This is a genomic window from Corynebacterium sp. CCUG 71335 (genome assembly GCF_024454075.1).
GTDB classification, from domain to species: Bacteria; Actinomycetota; Actinomycetes; order Mycobacteriales; family Mycobacteriaceae; genus Corynebacterium; species Corynebacterium genitalium.
This window is the reverse complement of the sequence record NZ_JAGPYY010000006.1, coordinates 69,956-83,590: the sequence shown is the minus strand read 5'-3', so window position 1 is coordinate 83,590 and position 13,635 is coordinate 69,956. Positions and strand designations below refer to the sequence as shown.

General features: G+C 62.8%; 12 protein-coding genes. All 12 read right to left on the bottom strand.

The window, feature by feature from the left end:
* A complete protein-coding gene (locus tag KBX19_RS06155) occupies nt 1-1,383 on the bottom strand; it encodes a DNA polymerase IV (RefSeq protein WP_255997904.1) in 1,383 nt (460 codons plus the stop codon).
* Nucleotides 1,380-2,249 carry a hypothetical protein gene (locus KBX19_RS06150; protein ID WP_255997902.1) on the bottom strand — a complete coding sequence of 290 codons (870 nt, stop codon included), beginning with the start codon at nt 2,247-2,249 and terminating at the stop codon, nt 1,380-1,382. Before KBX19_RS06150 ends, KBX19_RS06155 begins: the two co-directional genes overlap by 4 nt.
* On the bottom strand, nt 2,250-5,423 hold the full coding sequence (gene ileS / locus KBX19_RS06145) for an isoleucine--tRNA ligase (protein WP_255997901.1): 3,174 nt from the start codon (nt 5,421-5,423) through the stop codon (nt 2,250-2,252). It abuts the gene before it with no gap.
* Nucleotides 5,424-5,884: 461 nt separating this feature from the next.
* Nucleotides 5,885-6,742 carry a DivIVA domain-containing protein gene (locus KBX19_RS06140; protein WP_005289580.1) on the bottom strand — a complete coding sequence of 286 codons (858 nt, stop codon included), beginning with the start codon at nt 6,740-6,742 and terminating at the stop codon, nt 5,885-5,887.
* Nucleotides 6,743-6,859: 117 nt separating this feature from the next.
* Nucleotides 6,860-7,147, bottom strand: coding sequence for a YggT family protein (locus tag KBX19_RS06135; protein ID WP_005289578.1), 288 nt, complete (start codon nt 7,145-7,147; stop codon nt 6,860-6,862).
* A 17-nt stretch (nt 7,148-7,164) separates the two neighbouring features.
* The gene (locus KBX19_RS06130) at nt 7,165-7,599 is read right to left on the bottom strand and encodes a cell division protein SepF (protein WP_005289575.1); all 435 of its coding nucleotides are present in this window, start codon (nt 7,597-7,599) and stop codon (nt 7,165-7,167) included.
* 53 nt (nt 7,600-7,652) lie between these two features.
* On the bottom strand, nt 7,653-8,357 hold the full coding sequence (locus KBX19_RS06125) for a YggS family pyridoxal phosphate-dependent enzyme (protein ID WP_050748802.1): 705 nt from the start codon (nt 8,355-8,357) through the stop codon (nt 7,653-7,655).
* Nucleotides 8,357-9,022, bottom strand: coding sequence for a peptidoglycan editing factor PgeF (pgeF, locus tag KBX19_RS06120; RefSeq protein ID WP_255997900.1), 666 nt, complete (start codon nt 9,020-9,022; stop codon nt 8,357-8,359). Before pgeF ends, KBX19_RS06125 begins: the two co-directional genes overlap by 1 nt.
* Nucleotides 9,023-9,055: 33 nt before the next feature.
* Nucleotides 9,056-10,345, bottom strand: coding sequence for a cell division protein FtsZ (gene ftsZ / locus KBX19_RS06115; protein ID WP_255994798.1), 1,290 nt, complete (start codon nt 10,343-10,345; stop codon nt 9,056-9,058).
* A gap of 148 nt (nt 10,346-10,493) precedes the next feature.
* The gene (locus KBX19_RS06110) at nt 10,494-11,147 is read right to left on the bottom strand and encodes a cell division protein FtsQ/DivIB (RefSeq protein ID WP_232210288.1); all 654 of its coding nucleotides are present in this window, start codon (nt 11,145-11,147) and stop codon (nt 10,494-10,496) included.
* 5 nt (nt 11,148-11,152) lie between these two features.
* On the bottom strand, nt 11,153-12,550 hold the full coding sequence (murC, locus tag KBX19_RS06105) for a UDP-N-acetylmuramate--L-alanine ligase (RefSeq protein WP_255997899.1): 1,398 nt from the start codon (nt 12,548-12,550) through the stop codon (nt 11,153-11,155).
* Nucleotides 12,547-13,635 (bottom strand): glycosyltransferase, encoded by a 1,089-nt coding sequence (locus KBX19_RS06100; protein ID WP_255997898.1) that lies wholly within the window; start codon nt 13,633-13,635, stop codon nt 12,547-12,549. Before KBX19_RS06100 ends, murC begins: the two co-directional genes overlap by 4 nt.

Sequence of the window (13,635 nt, the reverse complement as noted above, 5' to 3'; positions counted from 1 at the left end):
CTAGTCGTCCTGTTTCTCGAGCCAGTCGTCCCAGGCCAGAGAGTCGACTGGGTCGGCCGGGACGAGGTCAGGGTCGTCGGCACGGAAGTTGCGCACCTTCCCCGGACCCGTGGCCCGGGTTTCAAACCGGACTGTGACAAACCCATGACCTGCTCCTTGGATCCACCCATGGCCGTGCTCGGGGTGGAACACGTCTTGGGTGGCGGCCCACCCGGACTGCTCGGTGTGCGAGAACGTCGGCAGAGGTTCATCCGCCAGCTCGCTCACGCCGGTTTCCTCCGGAATGACGCGGTGCGGGGTGATGGCCTGGTCCAACTCCGGAAACAGGGTGTCCTGCATGACGTCTTCGAGGCCCGAGAACCCCACCCCCACCAAGCGGACCGGGCCGACCTCATCTGGGTAGCGGGCAATCCGGAACGCGGCGGCGATGAGGGTCTCGAGGTCATCGGTCGCGTACGGCAATGTTGTTGAGCGGGACTCAATACGAAAGTCGGCCATTTTCAGTTTGACGGTGGCGGTTCGGGCGCCGCGGCCGTCGATAAGCAACCGGCGGTGCGCCTCGGATGCCGCGCGCCTGATGGCAGCCTCGACATCTGCTGTCGTGGTCAAATCCTGCGGATATGTGTGCTCCGCGGAAATTTGCTTCGACTCGGCGCGGGGTTTCACCTCACGTTCGTCGATGCCGCGTGCGAGCATCCACAATTGCTTGCCGACGACTCCCCCCAACGCAATATCCACTTCCCTCTCCGTCATCGCCGCAAAGTCGCCGATGGTCTCGATTCCAGCGCCTGTGAGTTTCGCCCCTGTCACCGGCCCAACACCCCACAGTTCCTTGACGGGCAGGGGATGGAGAATGTCCGTTTGCTGAGCTTTCGGAATGATGTAGGTGCCATCGGGCTTGGCCAACCCGGAGCCGATCTTGGCGTACTGCTTGCCACTGCCTGCACCGATGGAACTGGGCAGACCCGTCTCCTCACGGATCTGGTCGCGCAGGGTGTTCGCCCAGTCGCGGACCTCGTCGGCGGTCGCGCCTTGGAGCTCGTGCGGCTCCATGAAGGCCTCATCGATCGAGAGCTGTTCCACCACGTCGACATGGCGGGCGATGATCTCGAACACGCGCCGCGACGCGGTGGTGTAGACCTTTCTACGCGGGGTGACCAGGACTGCCTGCGGACCGACGAGCCGAGTGGCACGGTATGTGGGCATGGCAGAGCGCGCCCCGAATTTCCGGGCTTCATAGCTCGCTCCGGCGACAACTCCCCTACCTGTCACGCCAGCGACGAGGACAGGGCGGCCCTTGAGTGTGGGGCGGGTCAGTTGCTCGCAGGACGCGTAGAACGCGTCCATGTCGATATGGAGGACCCAACGGGTAAGTTCTGTCATCCTTCAGGCAGGTGGTACTCGAATTCGGAAGTGGTGAGGTCTGCATCCAGCGGGTGCCAGTCCGGCAGGATGCGCAAGTCGTCGTCGGAGCTGACAACGACGAGATCGGTGGTCTGCTGGCGCGCGCTGGCCAGCTCTGAAGGGTCGAGACGGATCGAAGCGGTGTCGGACACTTTGACCGTGACGCGCTTTTCCTCCCCGCCCCTTCGGCACAGGAAGTTGTGCGGGTGGCCGACGTGAATGACGTCCCATCCCTCCGATTCGAAATGTGCCCGGGCTGAGTCCTCTGCGCGGGCCACCAGCGTGTCGATCGCGCGAAACGGGAAGGACGTAGCGCGCTCCAACTCCGCCCAGCTGCCAAACCAGAAGTTTCGTGCAATGGTGTCAAGATCCTCCGGTGACGCCTCGACTTTGCGCGGGGTGCCGTTTTTGCCGGAGCGGCGCAAAGCGTCGAAAAGCGGCGCGAGCTTGGCTGCATCATTGTCCTGTTGCTCCGCGAAGAAGGACACAGGAACCCGGCGGATGTACTTGCGCTTGCGCTCCTCCACCTCAGACGGCCATGACAGGTTGACTGGCGGAATTTCCTTATCGGGGTGGAACGGCGCGCTGACAACGACGGCCAAGAGAACGTGGCCGACAGCCTTCCGTTTGCCCGTCTTCACACCGGTGCACAGCATGAGGATGTCACCCGCCTCGGGCTGATCCCGAAAGCGGCTGGTGAAACCGAGCACCGAATGCTTGCGCGCCCACTGGAGATCCTTGTGGGCCCGCGCGTCGTCCGGGAGGTTGACCACGAACAAAGACGGAGACCTACCCATGCCGCCATTCAAGCAGAATTCAGCCCGCTCATGGCTCGCCGCGGTCACTTAGCCGTTCTTAGCCACCGATGCTGTGACGCCGTCGAGCACCTCGTGGGCACCGGCACCGTCGGTAGCGACAGACAACTGCGTGGCCAAGGTCTCTGCCGCAATGTGATCGGCGTGCTGGTTCGCCCACTGCTCCTTAGCGGCCGGAACGTAGAGCGTGACGGTGATCCGGTCGGAAACGTCCAGTCCCTCCTTCTTGCGGGCATCCTGCAGGCCACGGATCACGTCAGCAGCCCAGCCTTCGGCCTCGAGCTCTTCCGTGACCGTGTCATCCAGCACCACGAGCCCGTCCTTGCCCTCGATGCGTGCGGTCGAATCCGGGTCCGCAGCAACAAGACGCTCGGTGTAGAGCTCTGGAGTGAGCACGATATCGCCGTCGACAACGACGTTTGCGCCGTCGTGAACGTAATTGCCGGCCTTGACGTTCTTGATCGCGCGTTGCACATCCTTGCCCAAGGTCGGGCCCGCCACCTTGGCGTTCACGACGACTTCGAACGAGCCTGCAGAGTCGACGTCCGTGGTCAGCTCGACGTTCTTCACGTTGACTTCGTCGCGGATCACATCAGTGAACGGCTCCAAGGACTTCGCCTCCGGTAGCGCCACCTTCAGCGCAGGCAGCGGCAGGCGGTTGCGCAGCTTCTTCGCCTTGCGTAGCGACGACGCCGCCGAGCACACCGAGCGCGTCGCGTCCATTGCAGCAACGAGCTCGGCATCGGCCGGGAACTGGTCCGCGTCCGGGTAGTCGGTGAGGTGGACCGAACGCTCGCCCGTGAGACCGCGCCACATGACCTCCGTGATGTACGGCAAAAGCGGGGCAGCTGCCCGGCACAGGACCTCCAGCACCGTGTAGAGCGTGTTGAATGCCTCCGGGTGCTCGTCCTGGCCCGCCCAGAAACGGTCGCGGGAGCGACGGACGTACCAATTGGTCAAGGTGTCGGCGAAGACGCGGACCTCATCGCACGCGCCAGAGATGTCCGTTGCGTCAAGCGCTGCGCGCACGTTGCCCACCATGTCGTGGAGCTTGGCCAGGATGTAGCGGTCCAGCACGTTATCCGAGCTGGTGTCCCACTGCGTCTCCCGATCAGAGTAGAGCTGGAGGAAGGTGTAGGCGTTCCAGATCGGCAGGATTGCCTGGCGCACGCCGTCACGGATCCCTTGCTCGGTGACAATGAGGTTGCCGCCGCGCAGAATCGGCGAGGACATGAGGAACCAGCGCATGGCGTCAGAGCCGTCGCGGTCGAAGACCTCGTAGATGTTCGGGTAATTGCCTTTCGACTTGGACATTTTCTGTCCGTCGTCGCCCAACACGATGCCGTGCGCAACGACCTGTTTGAACGCGACTTGATCAAACAGTGCGGTAGACAGCACGTGCTGGACGTAAAACCAGCCGCGGCTCTGGCCGGAGTATTCGACGATGAAGTCGGCCGGCTGGCGGGTGTCGAACTCTTCAACGTTCTCGAACGGGTAGTGGTACTGCGCAAACGGCATGGAGCCAGATTCGAACCAGCAGTCGAGCACATCCGGTACGCGACGCATCGTGGACTGGCCTGTCGGGTCGTCCGGGTTCGGGCGGGTCAGTTCGTCGATGTACGGGCGGTGCAGCGACTCGGGGCGCATGCCGAAGTCCGCCTCCAACTCATCGAGGGAGCCATAAACGTCCACACGCGGGTAGTCCGGGTTGTCCGAGACCCAGGCGGGCACCGGGGAGCCCCAGTAACGGGTACGGGAGATGTTCCAGTCGCGTGCGCCTTCCAGCCATTTACCGAACTGGCCGTCGCGGACGTGCTCCGGGATCCATTCGATGGTCTGGTTCAGCTCCACCATGCGGTCACGGATGTCGGTGACCTTCACAAACCACGCAGGCAGCGCCATGTAGATCAGAGGCTCACCGGAGCGCCAGGAGTGCGGGTAGGAGTGGACGATCACCTTGTCCTGGAAGACGCGGCCGCGAGCCTTCAGGTCGCGGATGATGTCACGGTTGGCGTCGAAAACGAGCTGGCCCTCGTACTCGGGCACCTGGCTGGTGAACTTGCCGTCGGCGTCAACGGGGATGACCAGGCCGATGCCGTACTTCTCGCAGGTGATCATATCGTCCTCACCGAAGGCCGGGGCCTGGTGGACGATGCCCGTGCCGTCCTCGGTGGAGACGTAGTCCGCAACGAGGATCATGAACGCGTTCGGCTGATCGGCGAAGTAGTCGAAGACCGGGGTGTACTCCAGCCCCTCGAGCTCAGCGCCCTTGAACGTTGCGAGGACCTCCGGGTCCTCCCCCAGTTCCTTTGTATACGAGCCGATGAGCGAGGTCGCGATGAGGTACTTTTCTTTCTGTGTGTCGCCGTGTGCGACACACAGTGCGTATTCGATTTCCGGGCCGACAGCCAACGCGAGGTTCGAGGGCAGGGTCCAGGGGGTGGTGGTCCAGGCGAGCGCGTTGGCGTCGATAAGCTCTGGGTGCTCAGCAAGCGTCTGCTCCGCCTTGAAGCCCGCGCGTGCACCGGTGATGGGCAGCGTGACAGTGACGGTGGGATCCTGGCGTTCCTTGTAAGAATCGTCGAGACGCGTCTCCTGGTTCGACAGCGGTGTGTGCTCAGCCCAGGAGTACGGCAGGACACGGAAGCCCTGGTAGATCAGGCCTTTGTCATAGAGCTCCTTGAACGCCCACATGACGGACTCCATGTACTCGATGTCCATCGTCTTGTAGCCATTCTCAAAGTCCACCCAGCGCGCCTGGCGGGTGACGTAGTCCTCCCACTCGCCCGCATAGTGCATGACGGACTGGCCGCAGTACTCGTTGAACTTAGCCAAGCCCATATCTTCGATCTGGGCCTTGTCAGTGATGCCCAGCTGCTTCTCCGCCTCGAGCTCAGCGGGCAAACCGTGGCAATCCCAGCCGAAGACGCGCGGCACGTGGTAGCCGGTCATCGTGCGGAAACGCGGAACGATGTCCTTGACGTACCCGGTGAGCAAGTGGCCGTAGTGCGGTAGACCGTTGGCAAACGGGGGCCCGTCGTTGAAGACGTACTCCTCGCAGTTTTCCCTGTTGTCCAGGCTGGCTTGGAAGGTGGAGTCCTTCTGCCAATACTCCAGAACGATGCGCTCCATGTCGGGGAACTTGTTGGATCCCCCGGTCATATCCACCTTGGGGTACGCACGGCCGGCGGTGTTGCTGCTCATAATCCGATCCTTCACTCACACTGTTGCTGCCGTGCGGGGACGCAGTTCACTGAATCACTGCGCGGTACCACCCCGCTTGGAACCCATGTACGGACTCCCTCTTCGTTTGTGGTGAAGTCCGGGTCTAGTGAGCTGCGAGCTTTAGTAGCCGCGGCCGTTCTTCCGGAACGCTCCCCGGTGATGGCCGGATCATTGCGTGTCTCTTTCTGGCGCTCATTGTAGCCACCCACAAGAAGATGTGCGCAATTGTGTGGGCCTATTTAGTGGTGCCGCTGGGGGGCTGTGCGGAAAAGTTGACATTTTGGCTGACCGGGAACGCAATAAACCCAGGTCGCAGAAACCGGGATATCAACTTTTCCGCACGGACCGCTCAGACCCCCGCCAAGCCGAAGCCAGCCGTGCGCGCGACGAAACCCCGCGCCACCGAATGGTGCGCGGGGATGGAGCCCTAGTGCAGGGCTTTAGTTTTCGCCGGACGGTGCGGAAGAACCGCGCGTCTCCAGCTCCTCGAGCTGGGACTCGAGCAGGGTCTTGAGGCGGGTACGGTACTCGCGCTCGAAGGTGCGCAGCTCGGCGATGCGAGCCTCCAGTGCGGACTGCTGTTGCTTCACCGTGTTCATGATCTCGGTGTGCTTGCGCTCGGCATCTGCCTGCAGCTGGGCTGCCTTCTCCTCTGCCTGGCGGATCTGAGCCTCGGCACGGGAGTTTGCTTCGTTGGTGGTTTCCTCGGCGCGACGCTCTGCGTCGCTGACAAGCTGGTTGGCGCGCTGCTCGGCAGCCTGGGTGGTTGCTGCAGCACGGCTCTCAGCCTCGCCGACCTGCTGGCTAGCGCTGGTGCGTGCTTCCTCGAGCAGGCGGCGGGATTCTTCCTCGGCCTCGCGGGTAACGCGCTCGGCGGTTTCCTGAGCCAAGCCCAGAACGCGTGCTGCCTGCACGTTGGCTTCTTCGGTGGCCTGTGCCGACGGGTCGATCTTGGTGGACGCAGATGCGGCAGCACCTTCGCGGGCGGTGCGTGCCTCGTTCTCTGCGCGCTCGCGAGCCTGCTGAGCCTCGCGGAGACGGCCTTCGTACTCTTGGCGCAGCTCCTGCTCGATCCGGCGGCGGATCGCGCCTTCATCTGCCTGCGGGGCACCCTGAGCCGGGGCGGAGCCGCCCTCCTCGAGACGAGCGCGCAGATCGTCGTTCTCATCCTGCAGCTGGGCGAGTGTGTCCTCGACGAGGTCCAGGAACTGGTCGACCTCGTCCTCGTTGTATCCACGCTTCCCAATCGGCGGCTTGCTGAAAGCGACATTGTGCACGTCTGCTGGTGTCAGCGGCATTTGCGTTCCCTTCGAGTTAATGGTCCGGGGGTTTTGGTTTACCGAGGTAAATAATAACCCACGTTACTTGTACCCTCAATCTTTACCAGAGGGTAAGTATTAACGCGCAATGATTGATTAAATCCCGAAGATGGTGACGATCAACGCAGAAAGGATCATTAGGCCTATGAACAGCACAATTACGCTGACATCCAAGGCCACCCCACCGAGCGGAAGTGGCGGAATATAACGGCGCAGGAAGCGGATCGGCGGGTCTGTGGTGACAAAAAAGACCTCCGCAGCGACCATGAACCACGACGGAGGATCGAAGTGTTTAGCGAAAGACTGGATCATCTCGATGATGAGCCGGACGATCACCATGAGGGTGTACAAACCCACAAGTGCATAGAGAATGGCGCCGATCATAGTCACGGCACTAAACCCTAACGCAGGTGTGCTGCGCGCTCCAGCTCGCCTACGGTGGTGCGGGCGTTCTCCGGAACGATAGCGAAAACCAGGTGCTCATCACCAGTGCGGGAGAGCTTGTGCATCTTGCCGCGGGCAGCGAAGCACAGGCCTGCGGCAAAGTCGATCAGCCGCATCGCGGTCGGCTTGTCCACGGCGGAGAGGTCCATCACCACTGCGTCGCCGTCACGGAACGGCTCGCCGATCTCCTTGGCGTCGTTGTAGTTGCGCGGGCGGACGCTGATGATGGCTGCGGTGTAGTCGCGCTGTTCGTAGTCGCGCTCTACGTAGCCGCGGGCGCTGTAGGACGTGGAGCCAGCTTCCTCGTAAGCCGGGTCATCGTAGTACGGGTCGACGGCCGGATCGTACTGGCCGAGGCCGAAGAATTCCTTCAGGCTGTTCGAGAAAGACATGGCTTAAGTCTCCTGTTCGCGGGCGGTTTTGAGGATTGTTGATGCGTTGTCCGTCAGCCTACGGGCCGCTGTCCCAGCAGCCGTGTTCCGACACGCACGATGTCGGATCCACAGGTAATTGCCTGCTCAAAATCATGTGACATCCCGGCAGATAGCAACATTGGGCGACCCAAGCGCCCAGCGTAGTCATCCGCGATGCTTCTCGACGCCTCAAAAACCCGCGCAGGGTCTGCATCGATGGGAGGCACGACCATGAAGCCGTCGACAAGCACATGCTCTAATTGCTCGGCTTCCGCGACGAGTTCCGCGAGGTCGGATTCGCGCACCCCTCCCCTGTTTTCATCTTCGTCGAAGGAGAGCTGAATGAGGCAGGGCAGCTGATCGCTCGTCCTGTCGCCGCGCTCGAGCGCAAGCGCCACACCGCTATCCAGCGCGCGGGCGAGTTTGACGGAGTCGAGTGAGTGGACTTCGCTGGCCCACCGCGCGACCGAGTTCGCCTTCTTCGTCTGGATTTGACCGATCATGGCGAACCGCATGTTGGGCAGCTCCGCCGCCTTCTGCTTCGCTTCCTGTTCCCGGTTCTCACCGACGGTGGCGATGCCGAGTTCCGCAAGCAGCGCCACATCAGATGCGGGGTGGAACTTCGTCACCGGGAGAATGGCTACGCTGCCGTCTTCGCGCCCGGCCGAACGTTCAGCGGCGCGGACATCCTTACGGAGTCCTTCCAGATTGGCGGCTAGTTCGTCTTTGCGTGTCATCATGCTCCCGTCAGCCAGATGATGCCGGCTTGGCGGCCGGTTTGCCCTTCGCGGCGGTAGGAAAAGAAGTCGGGGTCGGTGATGGTGTCGCGCGGATCAGCGTCAATGTGTGTCACGCCGAGGCCAAGCAACTGGCGCACCAGGCCTGCGCGCACGTCAATGCCCGGTGTGCCCTGCTTTGTGCGGGTGCGCGAGCCAGGCAAGTGCTTTTCGACGTCATCAGCCATATCCTGCGGAACCTCGTAGGATTCCCCTGCCGCAGCCGGTCCGAGAAGAGCCTGGATATTCGCCGGGGTCGCGCCGAGTTCGACCATTGTCTCCACTGTGTTGCGGACGATCCCGTTGCGCGCACCCATGCGGCCCGCGTGCGCAGCGGCGATCACGCCAGCGGCATGGTCGGCGAGCAAAACAGGCACGCAGTCGGCGACTTTCACGCACAGCGCCAGTTTCGGGGTCGTGGTGACAATCGCGTCAGTCGCTTCAACCGGGGAAGCCGTGGCGCCGTCCACCACGGTGACGGTATTGGTGTGGAGCTGCTCCATCCACACCTGACGCTCGATGCCGAGCTTCTCCCCCAGGGTGCGGCGGGTGTCCTCCAAAGACAAGTCCCCGGCCGCTCGGCCTGTGAAGACCATGCGGACGGGGCGGGAAGTGGTGTCAATCATGACACCCCAGAGTACTCCTGTTATTCGCTCGACTTAGCGGAGGAAGTCCGGCACGTCGAGGTCGTCGTCCAGACGCTCCTCACGGCGGCGCGGGCGGTACTCCTCACGGCTGCGGCTGGTCCGGGAGTCGGTGAACAGCCCGCCGCGGTCATCGTCGTAGCGGTGGCGCGGAGCGGGGGCCTCGTACTGGGGCTCTGCCGGCTCGACCGGCTGAGCTGGCTGGGCAGACTGGACGGGCTCACTGTCGTAGTCGCGGGTCTCCCCGCGCGGTTCAAACAGGGAGCTCGAGGACGGGGCCGGGGTCGGGGTCTCCTGCGCCGGTTCGGCCTCGACGACTACCTGCTCCGGGGCACCGGTGCGGTCCGGGCGGGCGTTGGCCTTCTCGTCGAAGCCGGTCGCGATGATGGTCACGCGCACCTCGTCGCCCAGGTTGTCGTCGATGATCGTGCCGAAGATGATGTTGGCGTCGTCGTCAGCCTTCTCCTCGACGATCGATGCGGCGTTGTTGACCTCCATCAGTCCCAGGTCGGAGCCACCGGCGACGGAGATGAGAACGCCCTTCGCGCCCTCCATGGTCGTTTCCAGCAGCGGGGAGTTGATCGCCTGCTCGGTGGCGGCCATGACACGGTTCTCTCCCCGGGCGGAGCCGACACCCATCAGGGCGGAGCCGGCATCAGCCATGACGGAGCGAACGTCGGCGAAGTCGACGTTGATCATGCCCGGAATGGTGATCAGGTTGGTGATCCCTTGGACACCGTTGTAGAGCACCTCGTCAGCGGCGCGGAACGCTTCCATCATGGACAGCTCAGCGTCACCAAGCTGCAGCAGACGGTCGTTCGGGATGACGATCACGGTGTCGCAGACTTCCTTGAGCGCCTCGATGCCCTCCAGGGCCTGGCGGGTGCGGCGCTTGCCCTCGAAGGAGAATGGGCGGGTGACAACACCGATGGTCAGCGCGCCCATCTTCTTGGCGATGCCGGCGACGACCGGAGCGGCACCAGTACCGGTACCGCCACCCTCACCTGCGGTGACGAACACCATGTCAGAGCCCTTCAGGGACTCTTCGATCTCCTGCTTGTGGTCCTCTGCGGAGGTGCGGCCGACCTCGGGGTTGGCGCCGGCACCCAGGCCTCGGGTGGCCTCGCGGCCGATGTCGAGCTTGGTGTCAGCGTCGGTGAACAGAAGTGCCTGGGAGTCGGTGTTGATGGCAACGAACTCAACACCCTTGAGGCCCTCTTCGATCATGCGGTTAACTGCGTTGACACCGCCGCCGCCGACTCCGACGACGCGGATCATGGCGAGGTAGTTGCTGGGAGAGGTCATTGGTGTGGTCTCGCCTTTCAGGGGTAACGGGGAATCGGGTTTCACAAGACGCTTTCCATCATGACCAACCTACCGCGAAAATCGGCGAATTTTTCCGGCGTGTCGGTACCCTCAACCTCTACTTTAGGGTTTGTGACCTGGAGTTATGCTATTTAGAGGTGATTTGCTGCGGGTTGCTCACGTTGAATTCGCCACCCTCGCGCTGCAGAACTGTGTCCAGAGCTAAAGACTTGTTCTCGTTGTCCTCAGACGCGCCCCACACCACAGTTTTGTCTTTGAGATGCAGCACGAAGTCGTACTTCGACCGCGCCTCAATCGAGTCCACGGCACCTTTAGCCTTCTCACTCAAGCTAGCGACAATATCGACGGCATCCTTCCGGACGTTCTCGTCGTTCATACCGCCTGTGAGCTCTACAGCGTTGTCGGGCGGAGTGTCGACGGCGAATTCGCGGCCTTCAGCGTCGATAAGCGTGGCACCCTGCGAGCCCTTCATGAACGCGACTGCGACGTTTTCCTCGACCTTGATCTTGAGCGTGCTGGGCCAACTACGTGAGGCCGTCGCCGACTTCACCCACGGCAAGGAAGCGACCCCGGACGCTGCCTCCCGTGTATTCACCTGCGCGAGCGGGATTCCTGGCTCCACCCCGGTCGCGGAGGCGATGTCTTCGTCTGAGACGTGCTGGTTGCCATCGGCCACCACGTTCTTCACCGTCATCACAGGGGTGAAGTAGATGATCGCCCACGCTACGGCGACGAGGACAAGGAGGGCCGCAATGGCGCCGGCGATTCTCTTCACAGGCATTGCTCTCATGCTCCCGCGAGTGCGTCCAGAATCGGGTCGGCGAGCATCGTCACCGACCCCGCGCCCATCGTCAATACCAGGTCACCAGGGCGCACAAGCTTTGCGACGGCTGCCGGCGCCGCAGAGAAGTTCGGCTCGTACACGACATCTGTGATGGACATGTGGTCCGTAATGATGCGCGAGTCGAGCCCCTCCACCGGAGTTTCGCGGGCGCCGAAGATGTCGAGGACAACAGCGGCGTCGGCAAGCGACAACGCGTCCGCGAACTCGCCGGCGAATTCCTGCGTGCGTGAGTACAGGTGCGGCTGGAAACACACAACAACGCGCGCACCGGTCCCCTTCGCAGCTTTGAGAACTGCATCGACCTCCGTCGGGTGGTGGGCATAGTCGTCGTAGACACGCGTGCCGTCCGACAACTCACCGCGCAGCTCGAACCGGCGGCGCACACCGGTGAAACCGCTCAACCCCTCGGCGAGCGCGAACGGATCCGCACCGGCCGTCACGCCAGCTACCAGAGCTGCGACAGAGTTGAGCACCATGTGCTTTCCGGGGATGGACAGGTGGTACGTCATCTCCGTGCCGTTGAGGTTGACCTTGACCACGCTAAGGTCGTTCTCCGTGCGCCAGTCCACGACATGTGCCGCGTTCGGGATGGAAGGGTGAGTCATGGTGCCGTAACCGACGACAGTCACACCCCGCTCCAAGGCGCGCACGCCGCATTCGGCGGCGGATTCATCATCAAGGCACACAATCAAGGTGCCGGTGTCGGTGATTCGGTCAGCGAAATCGTCGAAGACCTTGTAGTAGGTCTCGGCATCGCCGAAGTAGTCGAGGTGGTCCGGCTCAATGTTCGTGATCACGGCGATGTCGGGCCGGTAGCGCAACAGCGACCCGTCGGACTCGTCCGCTTCCGCCACGAAGACAGCGCCGCTGCCGTGGTGGGCATTGGTGCCCGCGCGGTTGAGCTGGCCGCCGATGGCGAAGGAGGGGTCCTCCCCTGCGGCTTGGAGCGCCACGACAGCCATCGACGTCGTCGAAGTCTTACCGTGGGTGCCGGCGAAGAGCATTTGGGTGTAGCCCTCCATCAGCTCACCCAGCAGGTCGGAGCGGCGGATGACAGGAATACCGTGTTCGGCGGCACCGACAAGTTCCGGGTTGTCCTTCGGGATGGCCGCGAAACTGGTCACCACGACCGTGGGCAGTTCACCGGCCAGCTCGAGGTTCTCGGCCGCGTGGCCGATGGCAATGTGTGCGCCTTGGGCTTGCAGTGCCCGCACTGGGCGGGAATCCTTCACGTCGGACCCCGTGACCACGCTGCCACGGTCGAGCAGAATGCGGGCTACGCCAGACATTCCGGATCCACCGATACCGATCAAGTGGACGCGGGAGAGATCAATGCTCATGACTTCCTTCCTGCAGCTGCGACAATCCGACGGGCAATTTCTTCGGCGGCATTACCGGCGCCGGACCCCTGAAGAATGGCGCGCATCTGTTCTTTCACCCCGGCATCGCCGAGAATCTCCACGACGGCGCCGACAAGGGCGTCGGCGGTCAGATCAGCGTCGTCGATACGCTTTGCTGCACCTGCCTCGACGAGGTGGGCAGAGTTCAATCCCTGCTCACCATTTCCGTGTGGCAGCGGGATATATATCGCCGGTACTCCGGCTGCGGCGTTCTCAGCGACGGTCATTGCACCAGAGCGGCAAATCACCACGTCTGCGACTGCATAGGCCGCTTCCATGTCGTCGATGTACGGGACGGCCGTGTAGTGCTCGTGCGAATCAGGCGCGTCGTTCTTCCTGCCATACGCATGAAGGACTTGGTAGCCGGACGCTGTCATCCTGCCCACCGCGCCAGCGAGAGCCTGGTTGATGCTCTGGGCACCTTGGGAGCCTCCAGTGACCAGGATGGTGTCGCGGGCCGGGTCCAGGTTCCACATCTTGTATCCGCGCTCAGCTTTCACGCCGTCCGGATCTTGGCCGACACCAGGACGCACGGGAATGCCCAGGACATCACCAGGCATGCCTGAGTTCGGCACGGCGTTAATGCCCGTGCCGCCGAGACGAGTGCCCAGCTTGTTCGCCATGCCTGCCAGAGCGTTGGTCTCCAGGACGAAGAACGGAATGCCCAGGCTTTTCGCCGCCAGGTAAGCGGAAGCGGCAACGTAGCCACCTGTGCCCAAAACGGCGTCAGCCTGAGTCTCCTTCAGGACTGCACGGGTCTGGTTGACCGATTTCATCAGCTTGCCCGGCACGCCGAGCAGCTTGAGCGGCTGCTTGCGCGGAATCGGAACAGGGTCCACCAAGTGGAGGGGAAAATCACGGGCAGGGACGATAGACGTCTCCAGGCCCTTCTCCGTACCAAGCGCGGAGACTACAGCGCCGTGATTGTCGCGCAGCACCTCCGCGACAGCAAGAGCCGGCTCGATGTGGCCGGCAGTTCCACCACCGGCCACAACGATATTCACCGGGGCATCATTATCGTTCAT